Raw genomic sequence first — 26,145 nt, 5'->3', positions numbered from 1 at the left:
GCTGCGGGCGGCAGTCTATTCCACGCTGAGCCGATACCCAATACCGCGCACGGTCTGCAGCCAGACCGGATTGGACGGATCGCGCTCGATCTTGCGGCGCAGCCTGTTGATCTGGACGTCGATGGTGCGCTCGCCGACTTCGGACTCGTCGCCGACAAGTTCATGACGCGGTATCGTTTCGCCGGCCCGGGCCGCGAAGATCGCCAGGATCTCCTGCTCGCGGTCGGTCAGCTTCAGAGCCTCGCCGCCGCGCTTGAGTTCCCGCCTGGCGATCTGGAACGTGTAAGGCCCGAAAACCAGCTGCTCGACCTTGGGCGTCGTTGCAGGACCGCCGCGGCGCAGGATGTTGTTGATGCGCAGGATCAATTCTCGGGGATCGAAAGGCTTCGGCAGATAGTCGTCGGCGCCGGCCTCGAGCCCGGTGATCCGGCTGTCGGTCTCGGACAGCGCGGTAAGCATCAGGATCGGGACGTTCTTGGTTGCCCGCAATGCCTTGGCGAGATCGACGCCGGTTTCCCCCGGCATCATGATATCGAGCACGAGCAGATCGAAATCGAGGCCGGCGAGCTTGCGCCGCGCTTCGCCGGAATTTCCGGCAACAGTGACGCGAAAGCCGTTTTCGGTCAGATATTGTTTGAGAAGATTGCGGATACGGGTATCGTCATCAATCACCAGCAGATGCGGCGCATCGTCGTCCGGTGCTGCCGGTTGATCAACCCTTTCAATGGTCTCCATGGCTTTTCCCTGACGTTTTTGCGGGCACAATGTCGATCTGCGCCCTTAGTTCCGGATTGACCATCGCTTCCAGGAAGCGCTCGATCAAGGCGCGTTCGGTGGCTCCGGAATCTTCCAATGCAGCATGGATGCGGCGTGACTGTGGCCGTGCCAGCGCCAGCGCCAGGGCGCGGCCCTTGGCTGTCGGATAGAGCTCGCGCTGGCGGCGGTCGCGCGGACCCTGCAACTGGACGATGTGGTCGGTATCGATCAGTTGTTTGAGCACGCGCGCCAGGCTCTGCTTGGTGATCTTCAGCACGTCGAGGAGTTCGGCGACCGTCAGGCCCGGCCTGCGATTGACGAAATGCAGGACCCGGTGATGGGCGCGGCCGAAACCATAGTCGGACAGGATCTGGTCCGGATCGGAGGTAAAATCGCGATAGGCGAAGAAGAACAGTTCGATGATGGCAAAGTCGATGCCGTCCTCGTCGGTGATCGCCGTCCTGATCGGTTTTCCGGCTGGGTGGCTGCGATCCGTCATCTTTTCTCCGTGCGAAAGGGAAATTATGTCAGTACTATTGACGTAATTTCCCGGCAATGGTAATTTTTGACAAGCTTTTCGGCGGATTGCGAACGAAAAGGCAAGGGAAAGCCGTTTTTCCGGAACTTCCTGTGTTTGCCAGACCTTATATATCCGCCTACGCTTCGAGATAGTGGCCGCCCGGTGCGGCTGACAAGAAACGCGCAACGATAATGTGCGGGCGGCCGCCCGCGGGAGGTTACCATGGCATCCGTTCCCTTTGACCAAATGGACGGCTTTATCTGGATGAACGGCGAGTTCGTCCAATGGGCCGACGCCAAGATCCACGTGCTGACCCATGGCCTGCACTACGCCAGCGCGGTGTTCGAGGGCGAACGCGCCTATGGCGGCGAGATTTTCAAGCTGACCGACCACAGCGAGCGCCTGCACGAATCGGCACGCCTGCTCGGCTTCAAGATTCCCTATTCGGTTGCCGAGATCGACGACGCCTGCCGCACGCTGTTGAAGAAGCAGGGTTTTCAGGATGCCTATGTCCGGCCGATCGCCTGGCGCGGCAGCGAACAGATGGGCGTCTCGGCGCAAAACAGCCGGATCAACTGCGCCATCGCCATCTGGCAGTGGCCCAGCTATTTCGATCCGGCACAGAAGCTGAAGGGCATCCGCCTCGATCTGGCCGAATGGCGCCGCCCCGATCCGCGCACCGCGCCGTCGAAATCGAAGGCTGCCGGCCTCTACATGATCTGCACCATGTCCAAGCATGCCGCCGAAGCCAAAGGCTATGCCGACGCCATGATGCTCGACTGGCGCGGCCAGGTTGCGGAAGCAACCGGCGCCAACATCTTCTTCGTCAAGGACGGCAAGATCCACACACCCACCCCCGATTGCTTCCTCGACGGCATCACCCGCCGTACAGTCATTGGTCTTGCCAAGGATCGCGGCTTCGAGGTGATCGAGCGCACCATCATGCCGGAAGAACTCGAAGGCTTCCAGCAGTGCTTCCTCACCGGAACGGCGGCCGAGGTGACGCCCGTTTCAGAAATCGGTCCATACCGATTCGAGGTGGGCGAAATCGCCAAGACTCTGATGAACGACTATTCTGCAGCCGTTCAACCCAAGCATGCGATTGCCGCAGAATAACGAAAGTCACAACTTTTTTAACAAGTAGGGGCGGTTTTCGGACTGCCCCTTTTATTTAAGCACCTCGGCATTTGACTTTCGTCCAGTTCGGCGTCTCATGATGCTGTCGGCCCGGGAGGCTGGCAGCTATGGAGGGACTGGTAATATGGACATGAACACGCTTCTTCAGATCATTGTTCAGGTGATTATGGGTGTCATTGGTGGCCAGGCGGTGGGCGCCGCGCTCAAGACAGCGGCAATGGGGCAGCTTACCAAAATCCTCGGCGGCGCCCTTGGCGGCGTCGGCGGTGCGGCCATCCTCGGCAGCCTGCTCGGCGGCGGCACGATCGATCCGGCTGCGGCCGCAGCGGCAACGGGCGGATTGGGCAGCGCGCTGAATGTGCAGAACATCCTCGGCGGTGCTGGTGGTGGCGCCATCCTGACGGCCATCATCGGCGCGGTCATGAACGCGACGAAGAAGTAAGCTTAATGCATGTCGCGCAAAAGCATGCCCTCCAGGGCCTGACCCGTGATGCGCAGCGGTTTTGCGATAACGACATGCATAAAAACAATAACTTAAAGCGCGTCGCATAAATCCATTCAGCCGCGACGCGCTTTAGCGGTTTCGGGCTTTTGCGTGGGCGGCTTCGGCCGCCCATTTCATTTTGGCGTTGTCGCGACAGCCGGATGCGGTGGACGACGTTCGCATGTGTCTCTAAATCAGAAGCGACACAGCGAAAGGACGATCATGGGTCAGCTCAACGCCGGCATCGTGCCGGTCACGGCCTTCCAGCAAAACTGCACCATCCTCTTCGACATGGACGACAGGCAAGGCGTCGTCGTCGATCCCGGCGGCGACATTGACAAGGTGCTGGCAGTGCTCAAGGACAATGCGATCAACGCCGGCGCGATCTGGATCACGCATGGTCACATCGACCACGCCGGCGGCGCCATGGAGCTGAAGGACGCGCTCGGCATCGAGATCATCGGCCCGCATGAGGCCGACCGTCCGTTGCTTGCCAATCTCGAGAAGCAGGCGAAACACTACGGCATCACCGAGCCGGTGCGCAACTGCGTGCCCGACCGCTTTCTCGGCGAAGGCGATACCGTCTCGTTCGGCCAGCACGCGTTCGAAGTCTTTCATTGCCCGGGCCACGCGCCCGGCCATGTCGTCTACTACAATCGTGCTGCGAAGTTCGCCCATGTTGGCGACGTGTTGTTCCGCGGCTCGGTCGGGCGCACCGATCTGCCGGGCGGCGACCACGCCGCGCTGATCGCCTCGATCAAGAACAAGCTTCTGCCGCTCGGCGACGACATCGGCTTCATCTGCGGCCATGGTCCCGGCGGCCGCTTCGGCGAGGAGCGCCGGAGCAACCCCTTCCTGATTTAAACGCGTCGTGGCTGCGGAGCGTCACGCGGCGCGCGTCGGTCTCTCCTTTCCTTATGACGCCGAAAAAAAAGCGCTGGCCTTGCGGACAGCGCTTTTTGGGGGGCAGGGAAGCCTCAGTTCGCGGTGCAGAAATGCTGTTCGCCGTCATAGCCGGTGAACGTGCCGGTGCGGCCGTTGAAAGAGCGATAGCGATCCGAACAATATTCATACCAGCCACGGGTCCATGGCTCGGCATAGCTGTCATTGTAGACGACCCGCGGTTCCGTGTAGTAGCGGCGCACCGGGGCGGGCCGTGGATAACGACCATAATCGTCATAGCCGGGGTCGTAATAGCTGGGCTGCGGGTTGTTGAGCGCGCCAACGATCAGGGCGCCGGCCGCGAGGCCAAGGACGCCTGCCGCGATCGCATCGCCATTACCCCGGTGGTGCCGGTGGCGCCAGTCACCAGCGCTGGCCGCCGGCAAGGTCGCGAGCGTGGTTGCAACAATTGCGGCGGACAGGACGGCGGTCTTGAAAATTCGGTTCATCTCGGTCTCCTTCATGCCGGCCCGGGTAATCTGCGGCCCGGGTAATCTGGGGGATGCGGTCCGGCTTTACCGAAGATTAATAGGTGACCGTGGCTGAACGGGGGCTGAACGAAATTGGCGGGCTGGGACCAGTCGATTCATCGATCAGGCATGGCGAAAGGCACAGATATCGTATGCTCAACAAGGAGCGGAGCTGCGCCAGCGGACCGTCCGACGCTGTCTCGAACTCGGCTCAGCCGATCGACAGGTTGACGGCTTTCGGACCCTTGCCGCGCTTGTCCGGCTCGGTGTCGAATGTTACCTTCTGCCCATCCTCAAGACCGGGAAGACCCGACGCCTGCACGGCCGAAATATGGACGAAGACATCCTTCGCGCCATCATCCGGCGTGATGAAGCCGAAGCCTTTGGCATGATTGAAGAATTTGACGGTGCCGGTCTGCGGCATGGGAAGCTCCTTTGATCCCATCAAGTCCAGTCTCGGGCCGGCAAATGCCCGAGTGGAAATTTGTCGTTTATTTTAGCGCCATCGGCAAGAGAAAGTTTTGCGAGCAGTGGCTTGCCGCCCTGCCACGAAAAAAGGCGCGACGAAACCGCCGCGCCCTTCGAAACTCGGGTCCGGCGCTGAAAGCCGGTTCAAGGCCTTTGGAGCGGCCTCGGGCTCATTCCTGGCACCTCCGGCCTGGCACGTCCGGGCTGGAGTGAGCGCTGACGGTTCAGTCCGCGCGGAGATTGACCGCCTTCGGTCCCTTGCCCATGCGGTCGGGCTCGACATCGAACGTGACCTTCTGGCCATCGACGAGCGTGCGCAGGCCCGAAGCCTCGATCGCGGAGATGTGAACGAACACATCCTTGGCGCCGTCATCTGGCGTGATGAAGCCGAAGCCTTTGGTAGCGTTGAAGAATTTAACGGTGCCGGTCTGGGCCATTGGGGAAACTCCTTCACCCGTGTCAGTCTTTGTGGTTTGCCCGCCGCCTGACGCCGTGGGCAAGTCCCGGTGGTTGCTTCGGCAGTCATGCATTGGCGCATGGTCAAAACCCCCCGCCGAAAAACGGGGCCGTCAGAGATTCACAGTATCGGGGAAAGGTCGTCCAAAACGTTCCGCTCTCCGGGTCGCAAATGCCCGAACACAAAATTTATCGCACGGAAACGCGGTGGTTGCAAGGTAGCGCCAACGGCCGCCCATGGGCGCGTCCGCACGCACGGCATCGAGAAAGCGGTGTTCTCGCCCGGTGGTCGTCGGCCATAGCCCTGCCACGCAGGCTGGGAGCCTGCAAACAGGGGTTGCATTCGGCGGGTGGAATGGCGAGGATCGGCTTCATTTTTGGCATGCCGTTGTCCCAAACCGCTTCGCACCCTCGGGTCAGAGTCCCGTGGGCATGCTTTGGGTGACATGCATTGGAGCGGGGGCTCGAGGGAGGTCTGGTGATGAAATTTCCTGCGGCAATCTTCTCGCGACAGGGTTTTGCCATCCTGTTGCTGTCGGCAGTACTTGCAGCCTGTACCGCGGTGGTGGTGGAGGAGGACGGACCGGGGTACCGCCCGCCTCGGCCCGAGCCGCAATTTTGCACCAGACAATATGATCCGGTCTGCGCCCGGCGCGGTGGCGACCGCCAGACCTTCGCCAATGCCTGCCTTGCCGAGCGGGCCGGATATCGCATCATCAGCGGCGGCCGGTGCCGCGACGGTGGCGGTGATGGAGAGCAGACGTTCTGCACGCGCGAATACCGCCCGGTCTGCGCCCGCCGCGGCGGCGAGTTGCGCACCTTCCCCAACGCTTGCGAGGCTCGCGCCGCCGACTATCGCATCGTAGACGACGGTCCCTGCTGAGAGGCTGGTTTACTCCCCGTCTCCGGGCGGGGAGGCTCATCCATCAACTGGGCGCAGCCGCGCGACGGCAGCTGGCGGCTCTTGCCTTTACGCCGGCAGCCCCGCCCTGCGGCAATAGGCCATGAACTCGGCCGCGGGCATAGGTTTGGCAAACAACCAACCCTGACCATAGTCGACGTCGCGTTCCATCAGATAGTCGACCTGTGCCTGCGTCTCCACGCCCTCGGCAATGATCTTCAGCTTCAGCGTCTTGGCCATGTCGATGATATGCGGCGTGACGGAACTGGTGGCGGAATCCGTAGCGATCGTGTCGATGAACGACTTGTCGATCTTCAGCGCATCGAGCGGCAGGCCCTCGAGATGGGACAGGCTCGAATAGCCTGTGCCGAAGTCGTCGATTGCGACCGCATGGCCAAGCTCGCGGGCGCGAATGACGGTCGAACGCGCTGAACCGACGTCGACGAAACCGCGCTCCGTCGCCTCCAGCCAGATCTGCCGAGGCTGAATTCCGGTGTGCTGCAGGGCCTTTTCGATGACCGGAAGGACCCTTGCCGTTCTGACGTCGGCCGGGCTGAGATTGATCGCGATGTGGAGCGAACGATTGGCGACAAGAAGTTTTTTCAGGTCCAAAACAACAAGGGCGATGATCTGGTCGGTGATTGCCGCGATCAGGCCGCTCTCTTCGGCCAGCGGGACGAAAAGATCGGGCCGGACCAGCGAGCCGTCGGGTCGTCTCCAGCGCACCAGCGCTTCGGCACCCACGCAATTGCCTGTCCTGAGCGCGACGATCGGCTGATAGTGGACGATAAACTCGTGCTTGCGCACGGCAATCTGCAATTCTCCAAGCGGCGACAGCCGCCGCCGTGACAGCCAGACAACCATGCCGATGATGAAGGCGGCGATGAAAGCGCCGAGGGGAAGCAACAGCAATTGCCGCCGACGCACGCTGTCGACAATCTGGCTTTCCGGTTCAGTGGCGACGGCGATCCAGTCCGTCCCGCGCACCGCGGCAAACAGATGACCGTCATCCAGGCCTTTGCCCGGGTCGGCGATGATCTTGCCGATGCGCGCAGGATCAGGCCCGTTCAGCGCGCTGAGCAGGACGCCCGTGTTTGTCGCCAGGGCAAGCTGAACGTCGGGATCGACGACGATGTCGACAAAGCGCAGGGGGTCGATAAGGACATTATGGCGCTTGTACTGCAGGGCCATCAGCGGATGGTCCTGGTTGGCCAGGGGCCGTATCCGGGCAGTGACGGCAACGCCGTCTGCAGCGGTGAAATCCGGTGCGGCTTGCGCAACGCTTCCTTCGGTCGGTCCCCAGGATGTGCATTTGAGCAGGCCGTTTTCGAAATAGCCCATTTCTTCGATCGAGCGCGTGTTGATGGTGAGCCGCCGCATGCGGGCAATGTGGTCCACCGAACAGCGGTCGCCGGTGAACCGGTCGATCTCCCGCAACGCGCCGGCTGCATCCTTGAGGGATATGCTGGCCCTGGCGATCGCGCGGTTGGCGAACAGCTCCAGCCGCTCGTGTTCTTCTTGAACCGCCAGGACCCATGAAAAGTGGAACATCGCCGCGATGGGCACTATCGCCCCGAGCAGGGCCAGCACCACCGCAGTCACGATGATGCGCGACCTGTCCATGTGCGCCTCCCTGCCTTCGGCTGCGAGCGACGATTTCGCGCGCGGCCCGCCAGGCAGCCAACCGTGATCGGGCCCGGTTCCAGCGGACCTTATAGGGCTTCGAAATTACGTGATCTTTAATCTGGCCCGCGATGGCTGGATGAATGCAGGGCTGCTCATCCGTTTGCCGCTAGCCCTTGGACTTCGGTTTCAAACCGGCTTCCGCCTGCTTCACAGCCGAGCCGAAGGGGGAGACCGGTTTTGCCGCCGTCTTGTCCTTCTTGGGCTTGCGTGTCTCGCGGTTGCTGCGCTGTTGACCCTTGGCCATTTCCTGGTCCCTCGTGATTGGTGAACATGGTGGCGACGGTTGATGGGCGGCTAGCTGTTTGGATCGTCGGCCACTTCGAGATTGTCTTCCGTGGTGACCCGCTCATGGGTCTCCTCGTCGCTGCGGATGCGGTATTGCGGCGAGCCGTCCTTGACCGGCAGCCTGCTTTTGATCTGGAACAGCTCGGCGGTCTTCTGGACAAGGCCGGTGCGACTCTTCATGCGAACGGTCTGGCCGATCGCGAAAAGATGCGCTGGCGTGTCGGTGCGCGGGCGCGCGTTCTGCTGGAAGCGGATCATACGGCATTCTCCTGGTCGCGCCTCAGCGCGGTTTCGAGTTCGGCGAAGTCGATGGCGACCAATTGGCTGGTCTGGCTTTTCACCGTCCTTGCCGGCAGGTGGATGAATGTGGCGACACGGCGCCAGGCAAGCCACGAGATGCCATCGACAAGCTCCTCATCATGGTCGATGTCGTAGTCGCCGGCCGGCAATTGTCCGTCCAGGCCGCCAATCATGAACGGTGCCTCGAAATGCGCGATGGAATGGGTAGTTCGGCCAGACATTCTCGTGCCTCGAAGTGCGTCTTGGATCCGACAAGATGGTGCCCGCTTCGCGGCACCGGGACTTAAGGTCGTGGGTCCCTGTTCGGCAATTTGGGTATCGGCAATTTGGGTATCGGCGATCTGGAATGAGTTTGGCGGGTCGAGAACTTCTGACGCCGCGAGATGCCAAGCTTGGCCCAAAAAACGATCTCAATTCATTAATCCCAAAATGCGGTTTATTCAAGAAGATTCCCGCCTGTCGCCGACCTTGTCGTAAATTTACTTTTCTAGGGCTATTTGGGAAATGGTGATACGGTCCGGAAACTTCACAAGAATTGTTTGAGATTGTGCCGGAAAAATTCATCCCGGCATCGATTTTTATTTATATCTGAAAGGAAAAATCATGGTTTCCGTGAAAACACCTAATGGTTCGACCGTAACCATCAAGCCGATTGTCAAGCAGGTCGCCGGGCCTGCGAAAGTCGTGTCGGCACGGCTGACGATACGAAGTGACGAGGCAGCAAGGCGCAGGATCGCCGATACCGACGGCACGCTGCGGCGGGCCAGACAGGTTGCGGAGACCAACCGCCTGATCTGACACGGCCGGCCCATGAACCCAGGATTTCCGGCAAGCTGGCCTGCGAACCCTTGAACCTGCCGCGCCGATGGCTTAGATCGCGGCAGGCGGACAAAACACGGCAGGTTTCCCATCAACAGAGATCCGAGAAGACCGGCAGGCGCGGGCGGCAATTTCGGCTCAGGCGGACAGCCGCCGCTGGGGCTCGACCAGCACGTGCAGCAGGCACTGCAATTGCATCAGGCGGGGCGCCGGCAGGAAGCCGAGATGCTCTACCGGCAGGTGCTGGCGCAAAAGGCCAATCATGCGGCGGCAGCACATTTCCTCGGTTTGCTGCTGCACCAGACCGGGCGCAGCGCCGAAGGACTTGATCTCCTCGAACAGTCGGTGCGCCTGCAACCCAAGAATCCAGATTTCCTCAACAATCTCGGCACGGTGATGCGCGACCTCGGCCGTGTCGGTGCAGCCGTCGATTTCTTCCGTGGCGCGGTGGCAATCCGGCCGGAGCAACTCGCGGCGCGCGACAATCTCGGCTCCTCGCTGAAGCAACTCGGCCAGTTCGAGGGCGCGGAGGAGATCTATCGCGGCACCATCGGCCGCAACCCGTTCCATGTCCGCGCCCGCATCGGGCTTGCCGAAACGCTGCAGGAGGCTGGGCGGCTCGACGAGGCGCTCGCCGTCTTCCGCGAAGCATTGGCAATTCGGCCGAAGGACGCCGACCTGCTGCACGGGCTGGGCGTCGGGCTGATGGAGAAGGGCAGCCTCGCAGAGGCAGCGGAGCATTTCCGGCAGGCGCTGGCGGTCGATCCCGGCATGGCCAGGGCCTGGCTGCTGCTCACCCAGGTCAAGCGCCAGCAGGAGCGCGACGCCGAGCTTGCCGGGATGGAGGCGCAGCACGCCAAGGCGCCGGACGGCAGCCTGGCGCGCATGCAGCTTTCGTTCGGCCTCGGCAAGGCCAATGACGACCTGAAGGATTATGGCCGTGCCTTCGATTATTTCGCCGAAGGCAATGCCATCCGCCGCATGGGCATCGACTATGATGCGGACAAGACACGCGCCGAATTCGAAACGATGAAGGCGGTGTTCGACAAGGCCTTCTTCGATAACCACAGACCGAGCGGGATTGCCGACGACACGCCGATCTTCGTCGTCGGCATGCCGCGCTCCGGCACCACGCTTGTCGAGCAGATCATCGCCAGCCATCCGCAGGTCTATGGCGCGGGCGAGCTCGGCATTTTGAAGACGGCGGTGGGAAAACAGTTTCCGCCTGGTATGAAGGGCGGTTTCCCCAGCGGGATCGCCGACATGCCCGACAAGGCCTTTGCCGAGGCAGGCCAGGCCTATCTGGACCTGCTGCACGCCCGCTATCCGGGTTTCCGGCATGTCACCGACAAGATGCCCGGCAATTTCCTTTTGGTCGGCTTCATTCATCTGATGCTGCCCAAGGCCAAGATCATCCATTGCGCGCGCGACGCGGCGGCGACCTGCCTGTCGATCTACAAGGTGCATTTCCGCGGCGACAGCCACCGCTACGGCTACGATCTCGGCGAGCTCGCCGATTTTCACAATCTCTACACCGACATCATGGCGCATTGGCGCACCGTTTTGCCTGATGTCGTGCATGATGTGCGCTACGAGGATTTCGTCGCCGACCAGGAAGGGCAGACGCGGGCGCTGATCGCCTATCTCGGCCTGCCATGGGACGATGCAGTGCTGTCGTTCCACGAGACCGATCGGCCGGTGCGCACGGCGTCGGCGGCGCAGGTGCGCCAGCCGATGTACCAGGGCTCGGTCGATCTGTGGAAGCGCTATGGCGACCGGCTCAAGCCGCTGCTCGACCGGCTGGCGTAATGCGGGCCTACAACTCAATGAAGGGCTGAAAGCCGCCGAAGATCATGCGCTTGCCGTCGAACGGCATCGCCGACCAGTCGGACTTCAGCCGCTCATCGGCCATGACCTTGGCCATCACCGCATCGCGGCTCTGCCGCGATTCATAGACGACCCACGAGAAGACGACGATCTCGTCGTCCTTGGCCTGCACGGCGCGCGGGAACGAGGTCATTTCGCCATAGGGCACGTCGTCGCCAATGCACTCGACATAGGCAAGCGCGCCATGCTCCATCCAGACAGTGCCGCCCAGCCGCGCCATTTCCTTGTAGGCATCGAGATTCGCCTTGGGCACGGCGAGTACGAAACCATCGACATAGGACATTGTGGTTCTCCTTGTTGGATTTTCCTTCTCCCACAAGGGGAGAAGGAAGAAACGGTGGCGCTACGCCGCCTTTACTGGCGCGTTCATCGCCCACTCCACGCCGAAGGGATCAGTCAACTGACCCCAGCGATCGCCCCAGAACATCACCTGCAGCGGCGTGCCGACCTTGCAACCGGCATCGATGGCGCGCTGCCACCAGGCGTCGATGTCGTCGCTGCCGAGATGCAGCTGCATGGTGAAGCCCTGCGGCTTCACCGGGGCCATTCCGTGCTCGGGATAGAAGTCGGAAATCATCAAGGTCGAACCGTTGATGTGGAGATGGATGTGCATCGTCCGGCCCTGCTCGTCCGGCGGGTAGAAGAAGACCTGCTCGGCGCCGAAGGCCTTCTGATAGAATTCCGAAGCCTTGAAGGCGCCGTCCAGCTGAAGGTAGGGCGTCAATCCGCCGAGGACTTTCGCTTTAGGCTGGGTTTGGGGCTGGTCGTTCATCTTTTTGCTCCTCTCTGCGTTTGGTTTGACCTTGCGGATCACAGGACGAATGAAGCGGCGGCGATCCTACATGTCAGATGCATTTTTTAATGCCGGGACCAGATGCGCCGGGCCGCCGGCGGTTGGAGTGACCCCGGGCGACGCGCAAGGCTTATGACGGCGCCGCTGCGGCCGGTTGGTCTCTTCAACTTGCCTCGGATCATCTTGCCTCGGACAAGGAGATTGCAATCCGGCGGCTGTTTTGCGCGTCGACGACGATCTCCGGCCAGCCGATGTCCTTGCGCAGTTCGATCGGCAATGAAAGCAGGGCGCGCTCGCTGCGGTAACGGGCGCGAGCCGCCGAGTAACGGGTCGCGATGCGACTAACGGACGACAGAATGGACATGATGCTCTCTCCTCGATTGGCGCCGGCATCACCGTGTCGGCATCCCAAGGACGTGGCGCGCGGCCATGATCCGACAGAGCGTCAGATTTTTTTGCCGCAAAGCTTCAACCGTCCGCTTCTGCCACCGATCGGAAGAAGTCTTCCGGGCTGTCGATCTCGGCCAGCCGCCGCTTCTTGATCAGCCAGAAACGGTTGCCGATCGCCCTGATAAAGGAGCGGTCGTGCGATGCCAGCACGCAACTCGCCTGATGGCCGAGCAATTCCGCCTCCAGCGCCTCCTGGCCGTCGATGTCGAGATGGTTGGTCGGCTCGTCGAGCAGGTAGAAGTTGGGATTGGCGAGCCTGAGCGCCAGCATCATCAGCCGCGCCTTCTGTCCGCCCGACAGCACGCCGATCCGGCGCTCCTGCATGTCGATGCTGACGCCTGCGCCCGCCAGCAGCGAGCGGGCGCGCTGCTCGCCGACATCGAATCTGCGCGAGAGCATCGCCAGCGGCGTGTCGTCGCCGCTGATGCCCGACAATGCCTGGTCGCTGTAGCCGAGCACCGTCGACGGCGTCACCTTCACGCCTTGTATTGCTGTATCTGGCTCGACGACGGCATCTCTGATCAGGCTGATCAGCCGCGACTTGCCGACGCCGTTGCGGCCGAGCAGCACGATGCGGTCGCCTTGGCAGATGTGGCGCTTGCCGATCCTGAACAGCAGCGTGCCGTCAGGCGTTTCGACCGCCACGTCGTCAAGCGTGATCAGCACCTTGGCATGGGTGCCGCGATTGGCGAGCTTTATCGCGCCCGCCGATTTTTCGCGGTGCGCCGGTGCTGCGACCTCCTCGAGGCGCTGGGCGCGCTGGCTGAGCTGCTTGGTCTTGACCGTCAAAAGGTCGCTGCCCGAATTGATGCCGATGTTGTTGAGCTTGGCCGCCTGCCGGCGCAATTGCTGCGCCACCTTCATGTCGCGCTGGAACTTGCGCTCGGTCGAGGCGTCGACTTCGCTCAACGCATCGCGCGCCCGCGAATAGGGCAACGAAAATACCGGCGACTGCTTGGGGCGCAGGAACAGCGTCCGGTTGGTCGTTGCGTCGAGGAAAGCCCGATCGTGGCTGGCGATCACCACCGGCACCTCGCGCGGCAGTGCGTTCAGCCAGGTTTCGAGCTGGCTGATCTTGGCGAGGTCGAGATGGTTGGTCGGCTCGTCGAGAAGCAGGACATCGGGATCGGTGACCCAGACGCGGGCGATCAGCGCCAGTCTTTGCCAGCCGCCGCTCAAGGCCCGCATCGGCCGCTCGCGCATCGGCTGCGGCACGTCGAGTGAATCGAGAACGACATCGACGCGCCATTGCTCGCTTTGGGCCTGCTCGGCCGGCAAGGCGTCGGCCACCACCTGCTGAAAGCCGTGCTCGGCCAATGCTGCGGGAATGGCTTGCTCGACATAGCCGACGCGCAGGCCGCGCGTGCGGGTGATGTCGCCGGATGTCGGCTCCATCTCGCCGGTCAGGCACTTCAGCAAGGTGGACTTGCCGCGGCCGTTGGCGGCGACGATGCCGAGCCGGTCGCCGGTGCCGATGCTGAGGTCAAGGTTGGAAAAGAGCGGCGCACTCATGGTGACGCCGAGGGACTTGAGGCTGATCAGGGCCATGTTGGTTTCTCTGGTCTGCCCGGAATGAATTCCGGTTCGATGCACTTTGACGGTGCGCAGGCTGGCCATCAGGCTCGGCGTTGCAGCACCACGAAGGGCAGGACCAAGAAAATCGAAGCGGGGGAACCCGGACCGTCTTTGGTCAGCCCTGCAAGCAAGCTCGCAGGGCAGGGACAGGGCCGCGCTGACGGTGGTGGTCGATATGCACGCAGCCCTCCTTTCAAGACGTTCGAGTTGTAGAACTGGCTACACCAAGGGAGGGGCCGATGGCAAGGGCGGGCGCATCCCTTCTCCCCTTGTGGGAGAAGGTGGATCGGCGCGCAGCGCCGAGACGGTTGAGGGGTGCTGGACGGAGCACCGCTTTTGCCAAGCTGGAACACCCCTCATCCGACCGAGCTTCGCTCGGCCACCTTCTCCCACAAGGGGAGAAGGGAAGCTCACTACCGTCCCGGCCTGCCCGTCTTGCCCGGCCGGCGCTTTTCGCGGCGGGCGTCGGCGGGGTCTTCGTAGGAGCCGATGCCGGAACGCTGGCGGACAACTGGCTTGGCCGAACCGTCGCGTTCCTTCGCGCCCACAGGTGGGGAGATCGGCTGTGGCTTGGCCGGCACTTTTCCCTCAACAGGCTTTTCAGTCCGTCGCACCGTCATTTCGTCGAGCGAGTTCTTCTTGAACAGCGGCTTGGTCGGCTCGCCGGGGATGCCGAAATCGGAGCCGTGCGCCTCTTCGGCCGACTGTTTCTTGAACAGCGAGCGCGATACCGCCCCGGCGGGCGTCGGCATGTCGGTGCCCGGACCCATGGCGTCGAGCGAGGGTTTTGCGAAGAGCGGCTTCTTGACCAGCACGGCGCCGTCGGCGCCCATCTCGTCGAGCGCGGGCTTGCGGAACAGACCCTTGCCGTCATCATCCACCGTGCGGTGGATGGCGCGGCCCTTGTTGTGCTTGCCCTTTTCGCGGCCCGAAACCGGGCTTTCCATGTCGGCATACTTGGCCAGCGGATCGTCGGAGATGGACAGTTCCATCTCGCGCAGCCGCTTGATCTCGTCGCGGATGCGGGCCGCCTTCTCGAAATCGAGATTGGCGGCGGCGTCGCGCATCTGCTTGTCCATCGCATCGAGATGGGCTTTCAGATTGTTGCCCATCATCGCGCCGGCGCTGTCGGTGAACTGCGAGATGTCGGCGCGGACGTGGTCCTTCTCGTAGACCGAGTCCAGGATGTCGGAGATGCGCGACTTGACCGATTCCGGGGTGATGCCGTTGGCCGCGTTCCACTCCATCTGCTTTTCGCGCCGGCGGTTGGTCTCGGCCATCGCTCGCTCCATCGAGCCGGTGACCTGGTCGGCGTATAGGATGACCTTGCCGTCGACGTTTCGGGCGGCACGGCCGATAGTCTGGATCAGCGAGGTTTCGGAGCGCAAAAAACCCTCCTTGTCGGCATCGAGAATAGCGACGAAGCCGCATTCGGGGATGTCGAGGCCTTCGCGCAAAAGGTTGATGCCGACCAGAACGTCGAAGGCGCCGAGGCGCAGGTCGCGCAGGATCTCGATGCGCTCCAGCGTGTCGATGTCGGAGTGCATGTAGCGGACGCGAATGCCCTGCTCATGCAGATATTCGGTCAGGTCCTCGGCCATGCGCTTGGTCAGCACGGTGACCAGCGTGCGGTAGCCGGCTTTTGTCGTTTCGCGGATTTCGCCGACGATGTCGTCGACCTGGGTCTTGGCCGGGCGCACCTCGACCGGCGGATCGATCAGGCCGGTCGGGCGGATGACCTGCTCGGCAAAGACGCCGCCGGACTGCTCCATCTCCCAGGCGCCGGGCGTCGCCGAAACCGCGACCGAAAGCGGGCGCATCGCGTCCCATTCCTCGAAACGCAGCGGCCGGTTGTCCATGCAGGACGGCAGACGGAAACCGTACTCGGCCAGCGTCGCCTTGCGGCGAAAGTCGCCGCGATACATGCCGCCGATCTGCGGCACGGTGACGTGGCTTTCGTCAATGAAGACCAGCGCATTGTCGGGGATGTACTCGAACAGGGTCGGCGGCGGATCGCCCGGCTGGCGGCCGGTGAGATAGCGCGAATAGTTCTCGATGCCGGCGCAGGAGCCGGTGGCTTCCAGCATCTCGAGGTCGAATCGGCAGCGCTGCTCCAGCCGCTGCGCCTCGAGCAGGCGTCCTGCCCGTTCGAGTTCCACCAGCCGCTGCTTGAGCTCTTCCTTGATCGACTTGATGGCTTGGTTCAGTGTCGGGCGCGGCGTCACATAGTGCGAATTGGCATAGATCTTGACGCTCTTCAATTCGCCGGTCTTCTGGCCGGTCAGCGGGTCGAATTCGGTGATCGCCTCGATCTCGTCGCCGAACAGCGAAATGCGCCAGGCGCGGTCCTCAAGGTGGGCCGGAAAAATCTCGATCGTGTCGCCGCGCACGCGGAACGAGCCGCGGACGAAGTTGATGTCCTGCCGCTTGTACTGCTGGGCGACGAGATCGGCGAGCAGCGCGCGCTGGTCGAGCCGGTCGCCGATCTGCATCTGGAAGGTCATCGCCGTGTAGGTCTCGACCGAGCCGATACCGTAGATGCAGGACACCGAGGCGACGATGATGACATCGTCGCGCTCCAGCAGCGAGCGCGTCGCCGAATGGCGCATGCGGTCGATCTGCTCGTTGATCGACGATTCCTTTTCGATAAAGGTATCCGTCCGCGGCACATAGGCTTCCGGCTGGTAGTAGTCGTAATAGGAGACGAAATACTCGACGGCGTTTTCCGGGAAGAATTTCTTGAACTCGGAATAAAGCTGCGCGGCCAGCGTCTTGTTGGGGGCGAGGATCAAGGCAGGGCGCTGCGTCTCCTCGATCACCTTGGCCATGGTAAAAGTTTTTCCCGAGCCGGTGACGCCGAGCAGCACCTGGGTGCGGTCGTTGTCGTTGACGCCTTCGACAAGATCCTTGATCGCCGTCGGCTGGTCGCCGGCCGGCTCGAAATCCGACACCATCTTGATGGCGATGCCGCCTTCGGATTTTTCGGGCCGGGCCGGGCGGTGCGGTGTCCACAGCACGCCGTCCTTGTGCAGCGGGTTGCCGGATTCGATCAGCGCCGACAGCGCCGCAACGGTGGCGGTGACGCCGCCGGAGGCCATGGTCTCGGCTTCCTCCAGCGAAACATCGAGGCCGGCGACAGGATTGAGGCCAGCCGCAGTGCGCTCCCTGGCAGACGCCGCGCCGCCCATCGAGGTGCCTCGCGCCGTGCGGCCCGGAGAGGAGGAGCGTTCGGGGATCTTTTTCGCCTTGGCGACTTCCCTCCCCCTTGAGGGGAGGGTGGCGGCGGAGCCGCCGGGTGGGGTCGGTGCGGCCGGGCTCGACGATGCCTTATGTTGAGCGCTTCCTTTGCCGACCCCCTCTGTCGCCTTCGGCGACATCTCCCCCTCAAGGGGGGGGACTTGGCGCCCTTCCTTTTCGGCCTCCTGCTCGATCTGCTCGGCCCAATCGGCGATCGAGCCGGTCAGCGGCGTGCCTGACAATTCAGCCTGCGGCGCCTCGGCAAAGCCGCCCTTGTGCAATGGCTCCGACGCATCGAGGAAATCGGTCAACGGGCTGCGCCGCTTGGGCGGCGAAGCACGATCGTCACGCGCCGGCGGCGGCGTCTTTTTGTCGGGAAGTTTGGCCATGCCCCAAATATGGGAGGTATCGGCCAAAATGGAAAGAGCGGAGTGGCCAGGGGCGCGAGAGGAAACCAGGCTGCTGACACAAGGGTGTCAGGAGCGATGTCGAAACGCCCTCAGTTGAACCACAGCGCAAAGGTCAAAAACCCGGCGCCGCCGAACTGGCGCCGGATCTGGTCGAACTCTTCGCTGGTTAGGATCTTTCCGCTCTCGAGATAGGGCGCGATGGCCGGGCCGGTGATCGACAGCACCAGATCGAAGGGCTTTGGTTTGTCGAAAAAGCGCTTCATGTCGATGCCTTTGTCGGCGAAGCGGAAATGCGGCAGCAGGATGCGACCTTCGAGCAGGTCCTCGGCCATGTCAAGCGCGGCGTGCCAGGCCTGGACCTGCTCCTCGCCGACCGCCAGGCCGGTGAGCGGGCTGGCGCCTTTCTGTTGCGGGCCGGGCAGCCATTCACGGTCGTTGTCGGTTTCGGCGCGGATCGCCTTCCAGTCTTCGCGGGACAGCCGGATCATTTCCATGAGGTGGCGGCGCGCCGCCTGGCGGCGCTCCGGCTCGACCACCGGCCAATTGACCAGATGAACCAGCGAGATGAAGTCGGCGATGCGCCACTCGGCCGACAACATGCCGCCGCTCATGCCGCCGTCCGGCGGCACGAGCGTGTCCTGCAGCGGCAGTTTTGCGCGCGGAAACAGCATGTGAAACGAGCCGTCGAAGGCGTTGCTGAAGTCATGCGCCAGCCAGAAATCCGCCTGCGCCATCAGGAATTCGGCATAGCCCTGCAGCCAGTAGCCGTCGGCGCGGTCGAAGCGGAAGGTGAGGGCGGGTGCGGCCGGGTCTGGCGCACCGCCGCGTGACAGGGACGCCATGATTGCGGCGGCACTTTCGTCCGGCGCGATCTGGCCGTCCTCGTTGAGGTCGATGCCGAGACGGGTGAGGTCGACCTCGATGCCGATGTCGGCATCGGGAGGCACGGATCCAAGCGTGGCGGCGGACTTTTCCAGCCGATCGCGGAAGGCGACCAGGATGGCGCGGAAGCCGTCGTAGGTCAGCGGCGCGGGATTGGGATTGTCCGACACCGGCAGCCGCATCAGCGGCAGCATGAAGGATTGCGGGCTTTCGAAACCGTGGCGGTGCAGACCGCCGGCCAGAATCTCCAGCGCGGAAAAGAATTGGCCGGCGCCGGTGGCGTAGGCCGACGCAGGATCAGTGGGCGCAGCGGCTTCCAGCGCAGCAAGCGTGCTGTCGCGGTCGGCCACGGTTTTTGCCTCGAACAGGGCGGCCGGTTCGCGGGCCGCGGCACCGGCGGAAGCAACCGGCAGCAGCAGAAGAAGGGCGGACGCCAGCAGGCTCGGAAATCGCGTCATCTTGGTCCTCCGGTATGCCGTTCGGCGGCAACCATATACGCATCTTGTGTGTTGCGCCTACTGCGGGGCATCTGGCCGCACGATTGCGAACGGAGGCGCTTCGCTATATCGGGCGCATCGTCTACCGTGGCCATTCATCCCGGTGCAGGCTGCGCGTGTCGAATTATCCGCTTTCCTACAAATTGTCCTGGCTGCCACGCTTCTTGAAGCCTTCGCTCAGCGGCGGTCGCCAATGCCTTGCGCCAGCAGCAGGAATCATGATCGAGCCGCCACCGGCGCGAACGGTGCGGCTCGCCTTTGTCGGCGATATCTCGGCGGTGGCCAATCGCAGCGCGCCGCAATGCGACCCGGCGATCGCCACGCTGCTCGGCTCCGCCGATCTGGTGATCGGCAATTGCGAAAGCCCGGTGGTGGAGCGACCGGGCGCGGCGATGGGCACGAAGCTTGGCACCCGTCATGCCATGACCGAGCGGTTCCTTGCCGAGACGCTGGCCGCCGTCGGCATCTCGCGCGATAGGCTGGTGCTGTCGCTCGCCAACAACCATGCGCTCGACCAGGGCGTCGAGGGTTTTGACGAGACCGTGGCAGCGCTGGAACGGCTTGGCATCCGCAGCATCGGTACCGCGGCCGCCGGTCCGGTCGAACGCGTCGCAGTCGGGCCGCTGACAATAGGCTTCGCCGCCTTAACGCTGTGGCGCAACGCCGGCGCGGCGGCGTTCGCCGGCCGTGTGTCGATGCAAGGCGAGCCGGCACGATGGCCGCGCCGCGACGCCGTCGACCTTACCTGCGCCGTGCCACATTGGGATTGGGAATTCCGGCATTTTCCGCAGGCTGAAACGCGGGCGCTGGCCCGGCGATTGGCCGCGCAGGGCGTCGGGCTGATCGCTGGCCACCATGCCCATGTCGTGCAACCGGTGGAGCGGATCGGCAAGGCGCTCGTCGCCTATGGGCTCGGCGATTTCCTCGGCACCGCCTTTGCGCGCCAGCCATGGCCCGGCCGCATCGGTAGCATCCTGACCGTCGATATCAGCGCCGACGCCGGCACGCGTGGCGCCGTTGCCGCCTACCGGCTGCATCCCTTCATGCGGCTGCGCGCCGGCGACCATGAGCATCTGGTTCCCGTCGAGGCGCTGGAGGACCGAATGCGCAGCAAAGTCGAAGGCCGGTTGACTGCGATTTTTCCGTAGCGCCGTAAGTGAGGGCTAGTCGCACGTTGCTTATCGCACAGGTATGGCGCTGCCCCTCATTGTCCTGCCGGACATTTCTCCCCGTAAACGGGGAGAAAGACGCCGTCATTTGATGACTTCGCGAATCACAGCCTCGCCGAACGAGCGCCAGCGCAGCGACAGCGGGCTTCTCCCCGTTCACGGGGAGAAGGTGCCGGCAGGCGGATGAGGGGCAGCGCAAACATCTGCTTGAGAAGCGCTGCCTCTCAGTGCTGTAGTCGAGATGTCGATAAAATCGGCTATCATGAGTTTGTTAGGGGGCGTGGGATGGCGATGGAAGCAGCGGATTTCATGCCTGATGAAGCTGACATCGCCGGCATCAAGAGCAATCTGGCGGCCTACGAGGCCGAAAGGGCTTCGGCCTACCGGCAAGTCCGCTGGCGGGTGCCGCTGTTCATCGGACTGGTGCTGGTGTTCGTGGCGCTTGTCGGCTGGCTTTTCAACAGGATCGCCGATCCCTACGAGCAATGGCTCTCGACGCCGCATGTGTTGCTCTATGTCGTCGGGTTGGTGGCGGCGATCCTGCTCTATTTCCAGGCGATCAAGCCGACGAGCAGGTTGCAGCATCGCAAGACACTGCTGCCGATCATCTTCGGCTTCATCAGGGACCTGCGCTACGAGCATGAGGTGACACCGAATTCGTTCGACCGGCTGCCGCGCGAGACGATCGGCACGTTCAACACCAATTGCTTCGACGACATCGTATCCGGCCGCTACGAGGGATTTCCGTTCGAGCTTTACGAAGCCGATCTCCGGCAAGGCACGGGCGGCACGATAGCATTCAAGGGGATCGTCGTTGCCTTCGGGACCATGGTGCCGTTCCCCGGCATATTGGTGGCGGCGCGCCGGACTGGGTTGGCCGTCGGGTTCTTCCGCGGCATGTTCGCCAGCAAGATGCAGGAATTGTCATGCGGCGTGCCCGAGCTCGATGCCGCCTACGACTTCCGCAGCGACAATGTCGAAGCGGCGCAGCCGCTGGTGAGCGGCCGGCTGGCGCAGGCACTGACATGGCTCAAGGAGACATGGCCTGATGATCCGGCGCGGGTCGCGCTCAATGGCAGCGACGGCTTTTTACTCCTGCCGCAGACGAGGAATTTTTTCGAGCTGCCCGATATCTCGGTGCCGCTCGACTACGCCAAGCATGTCGCGCCTATCATCGCCGACGTCGGGGCGATGCTGGCGACGGCGGCGCTGGTGCGCAAGATCGGCGCAACGGACGCGGCGGCGGGTTAGCCCGAACTTGAGGTCTGCTGCCAGTTTCTGAAAACAACACCAGGAAGCTTCGCTCCGGGCGAACCGCGTGAGACAGGCGGTCAAATCGCGAGAGAAGCCCAAAAAACAGTCGGCGCCGGGATTTCTCCCAGCGCCTCCCTGTCAGATCAGGACACGGTCGCGGCAGCAACTTCCGTAAAGACGTCGCGCCATCCCGGCCTTGATGTTGACGGTCCTGCCAGCCACCGCCCGAGGGCAGCGTCCGTTCGGGACCTCGCCAGTCTCCACCCTTGCAAGCTTCGTCCAGCGCGCCATCGAAGGTTTTTGCCGTCCTTCATGGCAGCATCGGTCCGCCGTAGGCGTTCGCACGCTTTCCGCGGCCCCGTAGTCTCGGTCCTCAAAACAGGCAAGCCTGCGTTCGGGGCCGTACGGGCCTCAGGAAATCCGCCGTTTCGCTTTGCCTTTCGACTTGGCAATCGGTAGCCGCCTGAGATGGGTTTAATGTACGGGAGATAAGCGTTCGGCGAAACGGTTGCGAGCCTGTGGATAGCGGGATTATCGGGGACCAGGGCCCGCATCGGCGCGTTTATTTTGCCGAGATGCAGGAGGCGGGACACGGCCCTGATCTGCGGTGAGCAGCAAGATCGAGCATTCCGCCCTTGCCCGACACTGCGGCGCGGGCTTCAATGCCGGCGAAGGATTTTAGGACAGCAGTGTCGTTGCTATCCTATGGGGAGGCATTCTTGAAGGTCGGGGTGGTTCTCAATCCGATTGCCGGCGGCGGCTGGCTCAAGCGGCATTGGCCGGAGGTCAGCGCTTCGCTCAGGAAACATTTCGGCGATTTCGAGCTGCGCGAGACGCAGGCGACCGGCGACGCCGAACGGCTGGCGCTGGTCCTTGCCGCCAGCGGCTTCGACCTGGTGATCGCGGCGGGCGGCGACGGCACCGCCAGCGAAGTCGCCGACGGGCTGCTGCAGGCGTTTGCGGAAAGTGGCCGGACGGCCGAGCTCGGCCTGCTGCCTTGCGGCGCCGGCATCGATTTCGCCCGCGGGCTCGGCCTTTCGGACGAGGTCGACCTGACGCTGAAGCGCATCGCCGAGGCCAAGGCCCGCCGGGTCGATGCCGGCCGCATCTCTTACGTCGACGACCATGGCGCCCTGGCCAGCCGCCATTTCATCAACATCGCCAGCCTCGGCCTGTCGGGCGCCACCGACCGCGCGGTCAACGCCGACAAGCGCAAGGGCAATGTGTCGGCCAAGGCGCTGTTCTATTGGCGCACCGTGTGGGAATTCATGCGCTACCGATTCCAGGACGTCTTGATCACCATCGACGATGGCGTCCCGGTCGAGGCGCGCGTCGCGCTGGTGGCGGTGGCCAACGGAAAATTCTTCGGCGCCGGCATGATGATCGCGCCGGATGCCGAACTGGACGACGGCCAGTTCGACATCGTCATCCTGCGCGCGGCTGGCAAGCTGAAGCTGATCTGGGACATCCGTCTGCTCTATGGCGGCCGGCATCGCAACCATCCGGCAATCACCATTTTGCGCGGCAGGAAAGTCGTTGTCGAACCACTCGGCGATGTGCAAAAGAACGGCGCTCTGGTCGACATAGACGGCGAGTCGCCGGGGCGCATACCGGCGACCTTTGAAATCCTGCCCGGCGCGCTGACGCTGAGGTATTGAATCAAGCTGTTGAGACCTTGGTTCCGGTCGCTTCGATCGTGATTTAGGCGACCAGGCCAACATGCTGGAATCGCGCGACAATTACCTGACGGCAGAGCTTGAGCCTGGCCGGGAAACCCGGCCGCATCTCTTGCGCGCGCTCACGGCGTCAACGGCGTCTGCATCATCTGCAACTGCAGCTCCGTGCCGGTCCAGGGATGCGCTTCGCAGACGGCTTCGTCGAGCTCGACGCCAAGGCCCGGCTCCTTCGACGGAATGACGTTGCCGTCCTGCCACTCGATCTTCTTCTTCAGCAGTTTTTCGTGAAAACCGTCCCACTGCTTCAGCGATTCCAGGATGAGGAAATTGGGCAAGGTCACGGCAAGCTGGATGTTGGCCGCGCCGACGATCGGCCCGCAATAGCAGTGCGGGGCGACCTGGATGTGATAGGCCTCGGCCATGGCGGCGATCTTCTTGGTTTCGAGAATGCCGCCGGAGCGGCCAAGGTCGGGCTGCAGAATGGTCGCGGCGCGGTTCTCGATGACGCGGGCAAACTCGAACTTGGTCGTCAGCCGTTCGCCGGTGGCGATCGGGATCGACGTGCCGCGCGCCACCTGCGCCATCACTTCGGGCATGTCGGGCGGCACCGGTTCCTCGAACCACAGCGGGTCGTAAGGTTCGATGGCGCGGGCCATGCGCAGCGCGCCCGATGCGGTGAACTGGCCATGCGTGCCGAACAGGATGTCGGCCCTTGTGCCGACCGCCTCGCGGATCGCCTTGACCATGCGGGCGGAGAGATCGATGTCGACGAGACGCGGCTGGTGACCGTCAAAGGCGGTGTAGGGGCCGGCCGGATCGAGCTTGACGGCATTAAAACCCTGCTCGACATATTCGAGCGCGCATTCGGCCGCCAGTTCGGGGTCGTTGTAGACGTTGTTGCCGCGGGCATCTTCCGAATGGACGCTGCCGCTGTGCGGATAGAGGTAGGTATAGGAACGCAACGTTTCGTTCACCTGCCCGCCGAGCAGCTTGTAGACCGGCTTGCCGGCCTCCTTGCCGATGATGTCCCAGCAGGCGATTTCGAGCGCCGAAAAACAGCCCATGCCGGACACGTCCGGGCGCTGGGTGAAGCCCGACGAATAGGCGCGGCGGAAGAAGTTCTCGATGTCGTGCGGATCGCGGCCGATGAGATAGCGCTCGGCCATGTCCTCGATCATCCTTGCGGTGACGTGGGCGGAGAAGGTAGCATTGTAGGCCTCGCCATAGCCGACGACGCCGCCGTCGGTGGTGAGCTTGACGAAGATGAAATACTTGCCGCCGATGCCGGGCGGCGGATTGCCGACAACCCAGGTTTTGACGTCGGTGATTTTCATTTTTGATCCTCCAGAACCAGTTCGGCGCCCTTCCATGCGGTCATGATCGCGGCGGCGTTGGTGTTGCCGGTGATGTTATCGGGAAAGATCGAGGCGTCGATGACCCGCAAGCCGGCGAGGCCGTGAACCCGCAGGCGCGGGTCGACGACGGCGGCGGTAGCGTCCGGTCCCATGCGGCAGGTCGAGACCGGGTGGTAAACGGTGCCCGAGCGCTTTCTGAAATCCTGGATGATATCCGCGTCGGAGGTGATCGACGGGCCCGGCAACACCTCTTCCTCGATGATCTCGGCCATTGCCGGCATGGCGGCGATCTTCCTCAAGAATTTCACCGCCGCCAGCATCTCGGCGACATCAGCCTCGGTCGAAAAGGCGTTGGCGACGATCTTCGGATAGTCGCGCGGATTGGCGGAGCGGATCATGATCTCGCCACGGCTCGATGGACGGCAGTTGGACAGGCCGATCGAAAAGCCCGGCCACGGGTCTGGGGTCAGGATCGGGCGTTCTCCGCTCTTCGGAATGACGGTCGAGAACGCCTGGAAATAGAGCTGCATGTTGGGCCGTGCCGCGGCCGGGTCGGTGCGGAAGAAGCCGCCGGCATTGTTCATCGACAGCGACAGCGGGCCGGAGCGCATCAGCATGTATTGCATGCCGACCATGAGCTTGCCCCACCACGGGCGCAGGATTTGGTTGAGCGTCGGCAGCCTGCCCCTGAAGGTGTAGTTGATGCCGACATGGTCCTGCAGGTTCGCGCCGACATTCTCGTTGGCGTGGACGACGGCAATGCCGAGCGCGCCAAGGATCGCCGAGGGACCGATCCCGGAAAGCTGCAGCAACTGGGGCGAATTGATCGAGCCGCCCGACAGGATGACCTCGCGGCCGGCGCGGGCGGTTTTCGTCTCACCATTTTGGAGATACTCGATGCCAACGGCGCGCTTACCCTCGAACAGGATCCTGGTCGCCAGCGCATTGATCTCGACGCGGAGGTTTTTGCGCTTCATCGCCGGGCGCAGGAAGGCGCGGGCAGCCGACATGCGGCGGCCGTTCTTGGTGGTGATCTGATAGATGCCGGCGCCCTCCTGGGCGGCGCCGTTGAAATCCGGGTTGAACGGCAGGCCGGCCTGATTGGCGGCCGCCAGATAGCGCTTGGTCAGCGGATGGACGGCGGTCGAGCAGTCGGTGATATGCAGCGGACCGCCAACGCCGCGCCATTGATCGGCGCCGGCCTGATTGTCCTCCAGCGCCTTGAAGACGGGCAGCAGGTCGTCGAAGGCCCAGCCGGGATTGCCGGCCGCTGCCCAAGCGTCGAAATCCTCGCGCGCGCCCCTGATCCAGACCATGGCGTTGATCGAGCTCGAGCCGCCGAGCAGCCTGCCGCGCGGCCAGTGGTCGACATTGCCGGCGAGGCCGGGGTCCGGCTCGGTCTTGTAGTTCCAGTTGACCGCAGGGTCGAAGAAGGTCTTGCCGTAGCCGAGCGGCATCTGCACGTAGAAACGCCGGTCGCTGCCGCCGGCCTCGAGCACCAGAACCGAGAAGCGTCCGGAAGCCGACAGTCTTTCGGCCACGACCGAACCGGCCGAGCCGGAGCCAACGATGATGAAGTCATAGGTCTGCATGATGGCTGCGGCCGGCTCCGAATTCTCGCTCAACCTAGACGCCACAAGCCGCCGCGATCACCGGAGCTTCCGGCATCGCCTGTGAAAAAAGCGACCGGCAATTCATTTGCAGTTGGTGTCCTGCCCGAAGCGGCCTTTGCCGCG

General features: G+C 63.1%; 26 protein-coding genes. 9 read left to right on the top strand and 17 right to left on the bottom strand.

Features of this window, described 5'->3' with window-relative positions; all coding sequences use genetic code 11:
- Positions 1-15: 15 nt before the first annotated feature.
- Both BLT09_RS25875 and BLT09_RS25870 read right to left on the bottom strand, forming a co-directional pair.
- Positions 16-735 (bottom strand): response regulator, encoded by a 720-nt coding sequence (locus BLT09_RS25875; RefSeq protein ID WP_036261013.1) that lies wholly within the window; start codon positions 733-735, stop codon positions 16-18.
- Positions 722-1,255 carry a MarR family winged helix-turn-helix transcriptional regulator gene (locus BLT09_RS25870; protein ID WP_031255243.1) on the bottom strand — a complete coding sequence of 178 codons (534 nt, stop codon included), beginning with the start codon at positions 1,253-1,255 and terminating at the stop codon, positions 722-724. The genes BLT09_RS25875 and BLT09_RS25870 overlap by 14 nt, the downstream gene beginning before the upstream one ends.
- Positions 1,256-1,498: 243 nt before the next feature.
- Between BLT09_RS25870 and BLT09_RS25865 the strand changes: the two genes are divergently transcribed.
- The 3 genes from BLT09_RS25865 (at position 1,499) to BLT09_RS25855 (ending at position 3,761) form a co-directional block, all read left to right on the top strand.
- Positions 1,499-2,392 carry a branched-chain amino acid aminotransferase gene (locus tag BLT09_RS25865; RefSeq protein WP_091598375.1) on the top strand — a complete coding sequence of 298 codons (894 nt, stop codon included), beginning with the start codon at positions 1,499-1,501 and terminating at the stop codon, positions 2,390-2,392.
- A 145-nt stretch (positions 2,393-2,537) separates the two neighbouring features.
- Positions 2,538-2,855, top strand: coding sequence for a hypothetical protein (locus BLT09_RS25860; protein WP_027151066.1), 318 nt, complete (start codon positions 2,538-2,540; stop codon positions 2,853-2,855).
- Positions 2,856-3,119: 264 nt separating this feature from the next.
- The gene (locus BLT09_RS25855; RefSeq protein WP_091598371.1) at positions 3,120-3,761 is read left to right on the top strand and encodes an MBL fold metallo-hydrolase; all 642 of its coding nucleotides are present in this window, start codon (positions 3,120-3,122) and stop codon (positions 3,759-3,761) included.
- 113 nt (positions 3,762-3,874) lie between these two features.
- Here BLT09_RS25855 and BLT09_RS25850 read toward each other — a convergent pair whose 3' ends face one another.
- The 3 genes from BLT09_RS25850 to BLT09_RS25840 all read right to left on the bottom strand — a co-directional run bounded on the left by BLT09_RS25850 (position 3,875) and on the right by BLT09_RS25840 (position 5,214).
- The gene (locus BLT09_RS25850; protein WP_091598524.1) at positions 3,875-4,288 is read right to left on the bottom strand and encodes a BA14K family protein; all 414 of its coding nucleotides are present in this window, start codon (positions 4,286-4,288) and stop codon (positions 3,875-3,877) included.
- A gap of 232 nt (positions 4,289-4,520) precedes the next feature.
- Complete coding sequence (locus BLT09_RS25845) at positions 4,521-4,733, bottom strand: cold-shock protein (protein WP_006202521.1); 213 nt, start codon at positions 4,731-4,733, stop codon at positions 4,521-4,523.
- 268 nt (positions 4,734-5,001) lie between these two features.
- Complete coding sequence (locus tag BLT09_RS25840) at positions 5,002-5,214, bottom strand: cold-shock protein (protein ID WP_023799871.1); 213 nt, start codon at positions 5,212-5,214, stop codon at positions 5,002-5,004.
- Positions 5,215-5,714: 500 nt separating this feature from the next.
- Between BLT09_RS25840 and BLT09_RS25835 the strand changes: the two genes are divergently transcribed.
- Positions 5,715-6,116 (top strand): Kazal-type serine protease inhibitor family protein, encoded by a 402-nt coding sequence (locus BLT09_RS25835; RefSeq protein WP_023799870.1) that lies wholly within the window; start codon positions 5,715-5,717, stop codon positions 6,114-6,116.
- An 87-nt stretch (positions 6,117-6,203) separates the two neighbouring features.
- Here BLT09_RS25835 and BLT09_RS25830 read toward each other — a convergent pair whose 3' ends face one another.
- The 4 genes from BLT09_RS25830 to BLT09_RS25820 all read right to left on the bottom strand — a co-directional run bounded on the left by BLT09_RS25830 (position 6,204) and on the right by BLT09_RS25820 (position 8,626).
- Positions 6,204-7,757, bottom strand: a complete 1,554-nt coding sequence (locus tag BLT09_RS25830; protein WP_091598369.1) for an EAL domain-containing protein — start codon at positions 7,755-7,757, stop codon at positions 6,204-6,206.
- 169 nt (positions 7,758-7,926) lie between these two features.
- Positions 7,927-8,064 (bottom strand): hypothetical protein, encoded by a 138-nt coding sequence (locus tag BLT09_RS34455; RefSeq protein WP_167366538.1) that lies wholly within the window; start codon positions 8,062-8,064, stop codon positions 7,927-7,929.
- A 50-nt stretch (positions 8,065-8,114) separates the two neighbouring features.
- A complete protein-coding gene (locus BLT09_RS25825) occupies positions 8,115-8,363 on the bottom strand; it encodes a hypothetical protein (RefSeq protein ID WP_027151070.1) in 249 nt (82 codons plus the stop codon).
- Positions 8,360-8,626 (bottom strand): hypothetical protein, encoded by a 267-nt coding sequence (locus tag BLT09_RS25820; RefSeq protein ID WP_091598366.1) that lies wholly within the window; start codon positions 8,624-8,626, stop codon positions 8,360-8,362. Before BLT09_RS25820 ends, BLT09_RS25825 begins: the two co-directional genes overlap by 4 nt.
- Before the next feature lie 382 nt (positions 8,627-9,008).
- Between BLT09_RS25820 and BLT09_RS25815 the strand changes: the two genes are divergently transcribed.
- Both BLT09_RS25815 and BLT09_RS25810 read left to right on the top strand, forming a co-directional pair.
- Complete coding sequence (locus tag BLT09_RS25815) at positions 9,009-9,203, top strand: hypothetical protein (protein ID WP_091598363.1); 195 nt, start codon at positions 9,009-9,011, stop codon at positions 9,201-9,203.
- Between the two features lie 195 nt (positions 9,204-9,398).
- Positions 9,399-11,033: a tetratricopeptide repeat-containing sulfotransferase family protein gene (locus tag BLT09_RS25810; RefSeq protein WP_091598360.1), complete on the top strand. Its 1,635-nt coding sequence runs from the start codon at positions 9,399-9,401 to the stop codon at positions 11,031-11,033.
- A gap of 7 nt (positions 11,034-11,040) precedes the next feature.
- Here BLT09_RS25810 and BLT09_RS25805 read toward each other — a convergent pair whose 3' ends face one another.
- The 6 genes from BLT09_RS25805 to BLT09_RS25780 all read right to left on the bottom strand — a co-directional run bounded on the left by BLT09_RS25805 (position 11,041) and on the right by BLT09_RS25780 (position 18,916).
- Positions 11,041-11,394, bottom strand: a complete 354-nt coding sequence (locus BLT09_RS25805; protein ID WP_091598357.1) for a DUF1428 domain-containing protein — start codon at positions 11,392-11,394, stop codon at positions 11,041-11,043.
- Between the two features lie 60 nt (positions 11,395-11,454).
- Entirely contained in the window at positions 11,455-11,883 is a 429-nt protein-coding gene (locus BLT09_RS25800) for a VOC family protein (RefSeq protein ID WP_091598521.1), read from the bottom strand.
- A gap of 199 nt (positions 11,884-12,082) precedes the next feature.
- Positions 12,083-12,268: a hypothetical protein gene (locus BLT09_RS25795; protein WP_091598354.1), complete on the bottom strand. Its 186-nt coding sequence runs from the start codon at positions 12,266-12,268 to the stop codon at positions 12,083-12,085.
- Positions 12,269-12,372: 104 nt separating this feature from the next.
- The gene (locus tag BLT09_RS25790; protein WP_091598518.1) at positions 12,373-13,902 is read right to left on the bottom strand and encodes an ABC-F family ATP-binding cassette domain-containing protein; all 1,530 of its coding nucleotides are present in this window, start codon (positions 13,900-13,902) and stop codon (positions 12,373-12,375) included.
- Positions 13,903-14,342: 440 nt separating this feature from the next.
- Positions 14,343-17,555, bottom strand: a complete 3,213-nt coding sequence (gene uvrB, locus BLT09_RS25785; RefSeq protein WP_091598351.1) for an excinuclease ABC subunit UvrB — start codon at positions 17,553-17,555, stop codon at positions 14,343-14,345.
- Between the two features lie 110 nt (positions 17,556-17,665).
- A complete protein-coding gene (locus BLT09_RS25780) occupies positions 17,666-18,916 on the bottom strand; it encodes a hypothetical protein (RefSeq protein ID WP_091598348.1) in 1,251 nt (416 codons plus the stop codon).
- 155 nt (positions 18,917-19,071) lie between these two features.
- On the opposite strand from BLT09_RS25780, the gene BLT09_RS25775 reads away from it, so the two are divergent.
- The 3 genes from BLT09_RS25775 to BLT09_RS25765 all read left to right on the top strand — a co-directional run bounded on the left by BLT09_RS25775 (position 19,072) and on the right by BLT09_RS25765 (position 23,036).
- Positions 19,072-20,103, top strand: a complete 1,032-nt coding sequence (locus tag BLT09_RS25775; RefSeq protein WP_091598515.1) for a CapA family protein — start codon at positions 19,072-19,074, stop codon at positions 20,101-20,103.
- 312 nt (positions 20,104-20,415) lie between these two features.
- The gene (locus BLT09_RS25770) at positions 20,416-21,375 is read left to right on the top strand and encodes a DUF3137 domain-containing protein (RefSeq protein ID WP_091598512.1); all 960 of its coding nucleotides are present in this window, start codon (positions 20,416-20,418) and stop codon (positions 21,373-21,375) included.
- A 722-nt stretch (positions 21,376-22,097) separates the two neighbouring features.
- Positions 22,098-23,036, top strand: coding sequence for a diacylglycerol/lipid kinase family protein (locus BLT09_RS25765; protein ID WP_091598509.1), 939 nt, complete (start codon positions 22,098-22,100; stop codon positions 23,034-23,036).
- 140 nt (positions 23,037-23,176) lie between these two features.
- On the opposite strand, the gene BLT09_RS25760 is transcribed toward BLT09_RS25765, so the two are convergent.
- Together BLT09_RS25760 and BLT09_RS25755 are read right to left on the bottom strand one after the other, a co-directional pair.
- A complete protein-coding gene (locus BLT09_RS25760; protein WP_091598345.1) occupies positions 23,177-24,388 on the bottom strand; it encodes a mandelate racemase/muconate lactonizing enzyme family protein in 1,212 nt (403 codons plus the stop codon).
- A complete protein-coding gene (locus BLT09_RS25755; protein WP_091598506.1) occupies positions 24,385-26,001 on the bottom strand; it encodes a GMC family oxidoreductase in 1,617 nt (538 codons plus the stop codon). The genes BLT09_RS25760 and BLT09_RS25755 overlap by 4 nt, the downstream gene beginning before the upstream one ends.
- Positions 26,002-26,145: the final 144 nt, after the last annotated feature.

The organism is Mesorhizobium muleiense (assembly GCF_900099905.1).
In the GTDB taxonomy this organism is placed as follows: Bacteria; Pseudomonadota; Alphaproteobacteria; order Rhizobiales; family Rhizobiaceae; genus Mesorhizobium; species Mesorhizobium muleiense.
This window is presented reverse-complemented; position numbering and strand designations above follow the sequence as displayed.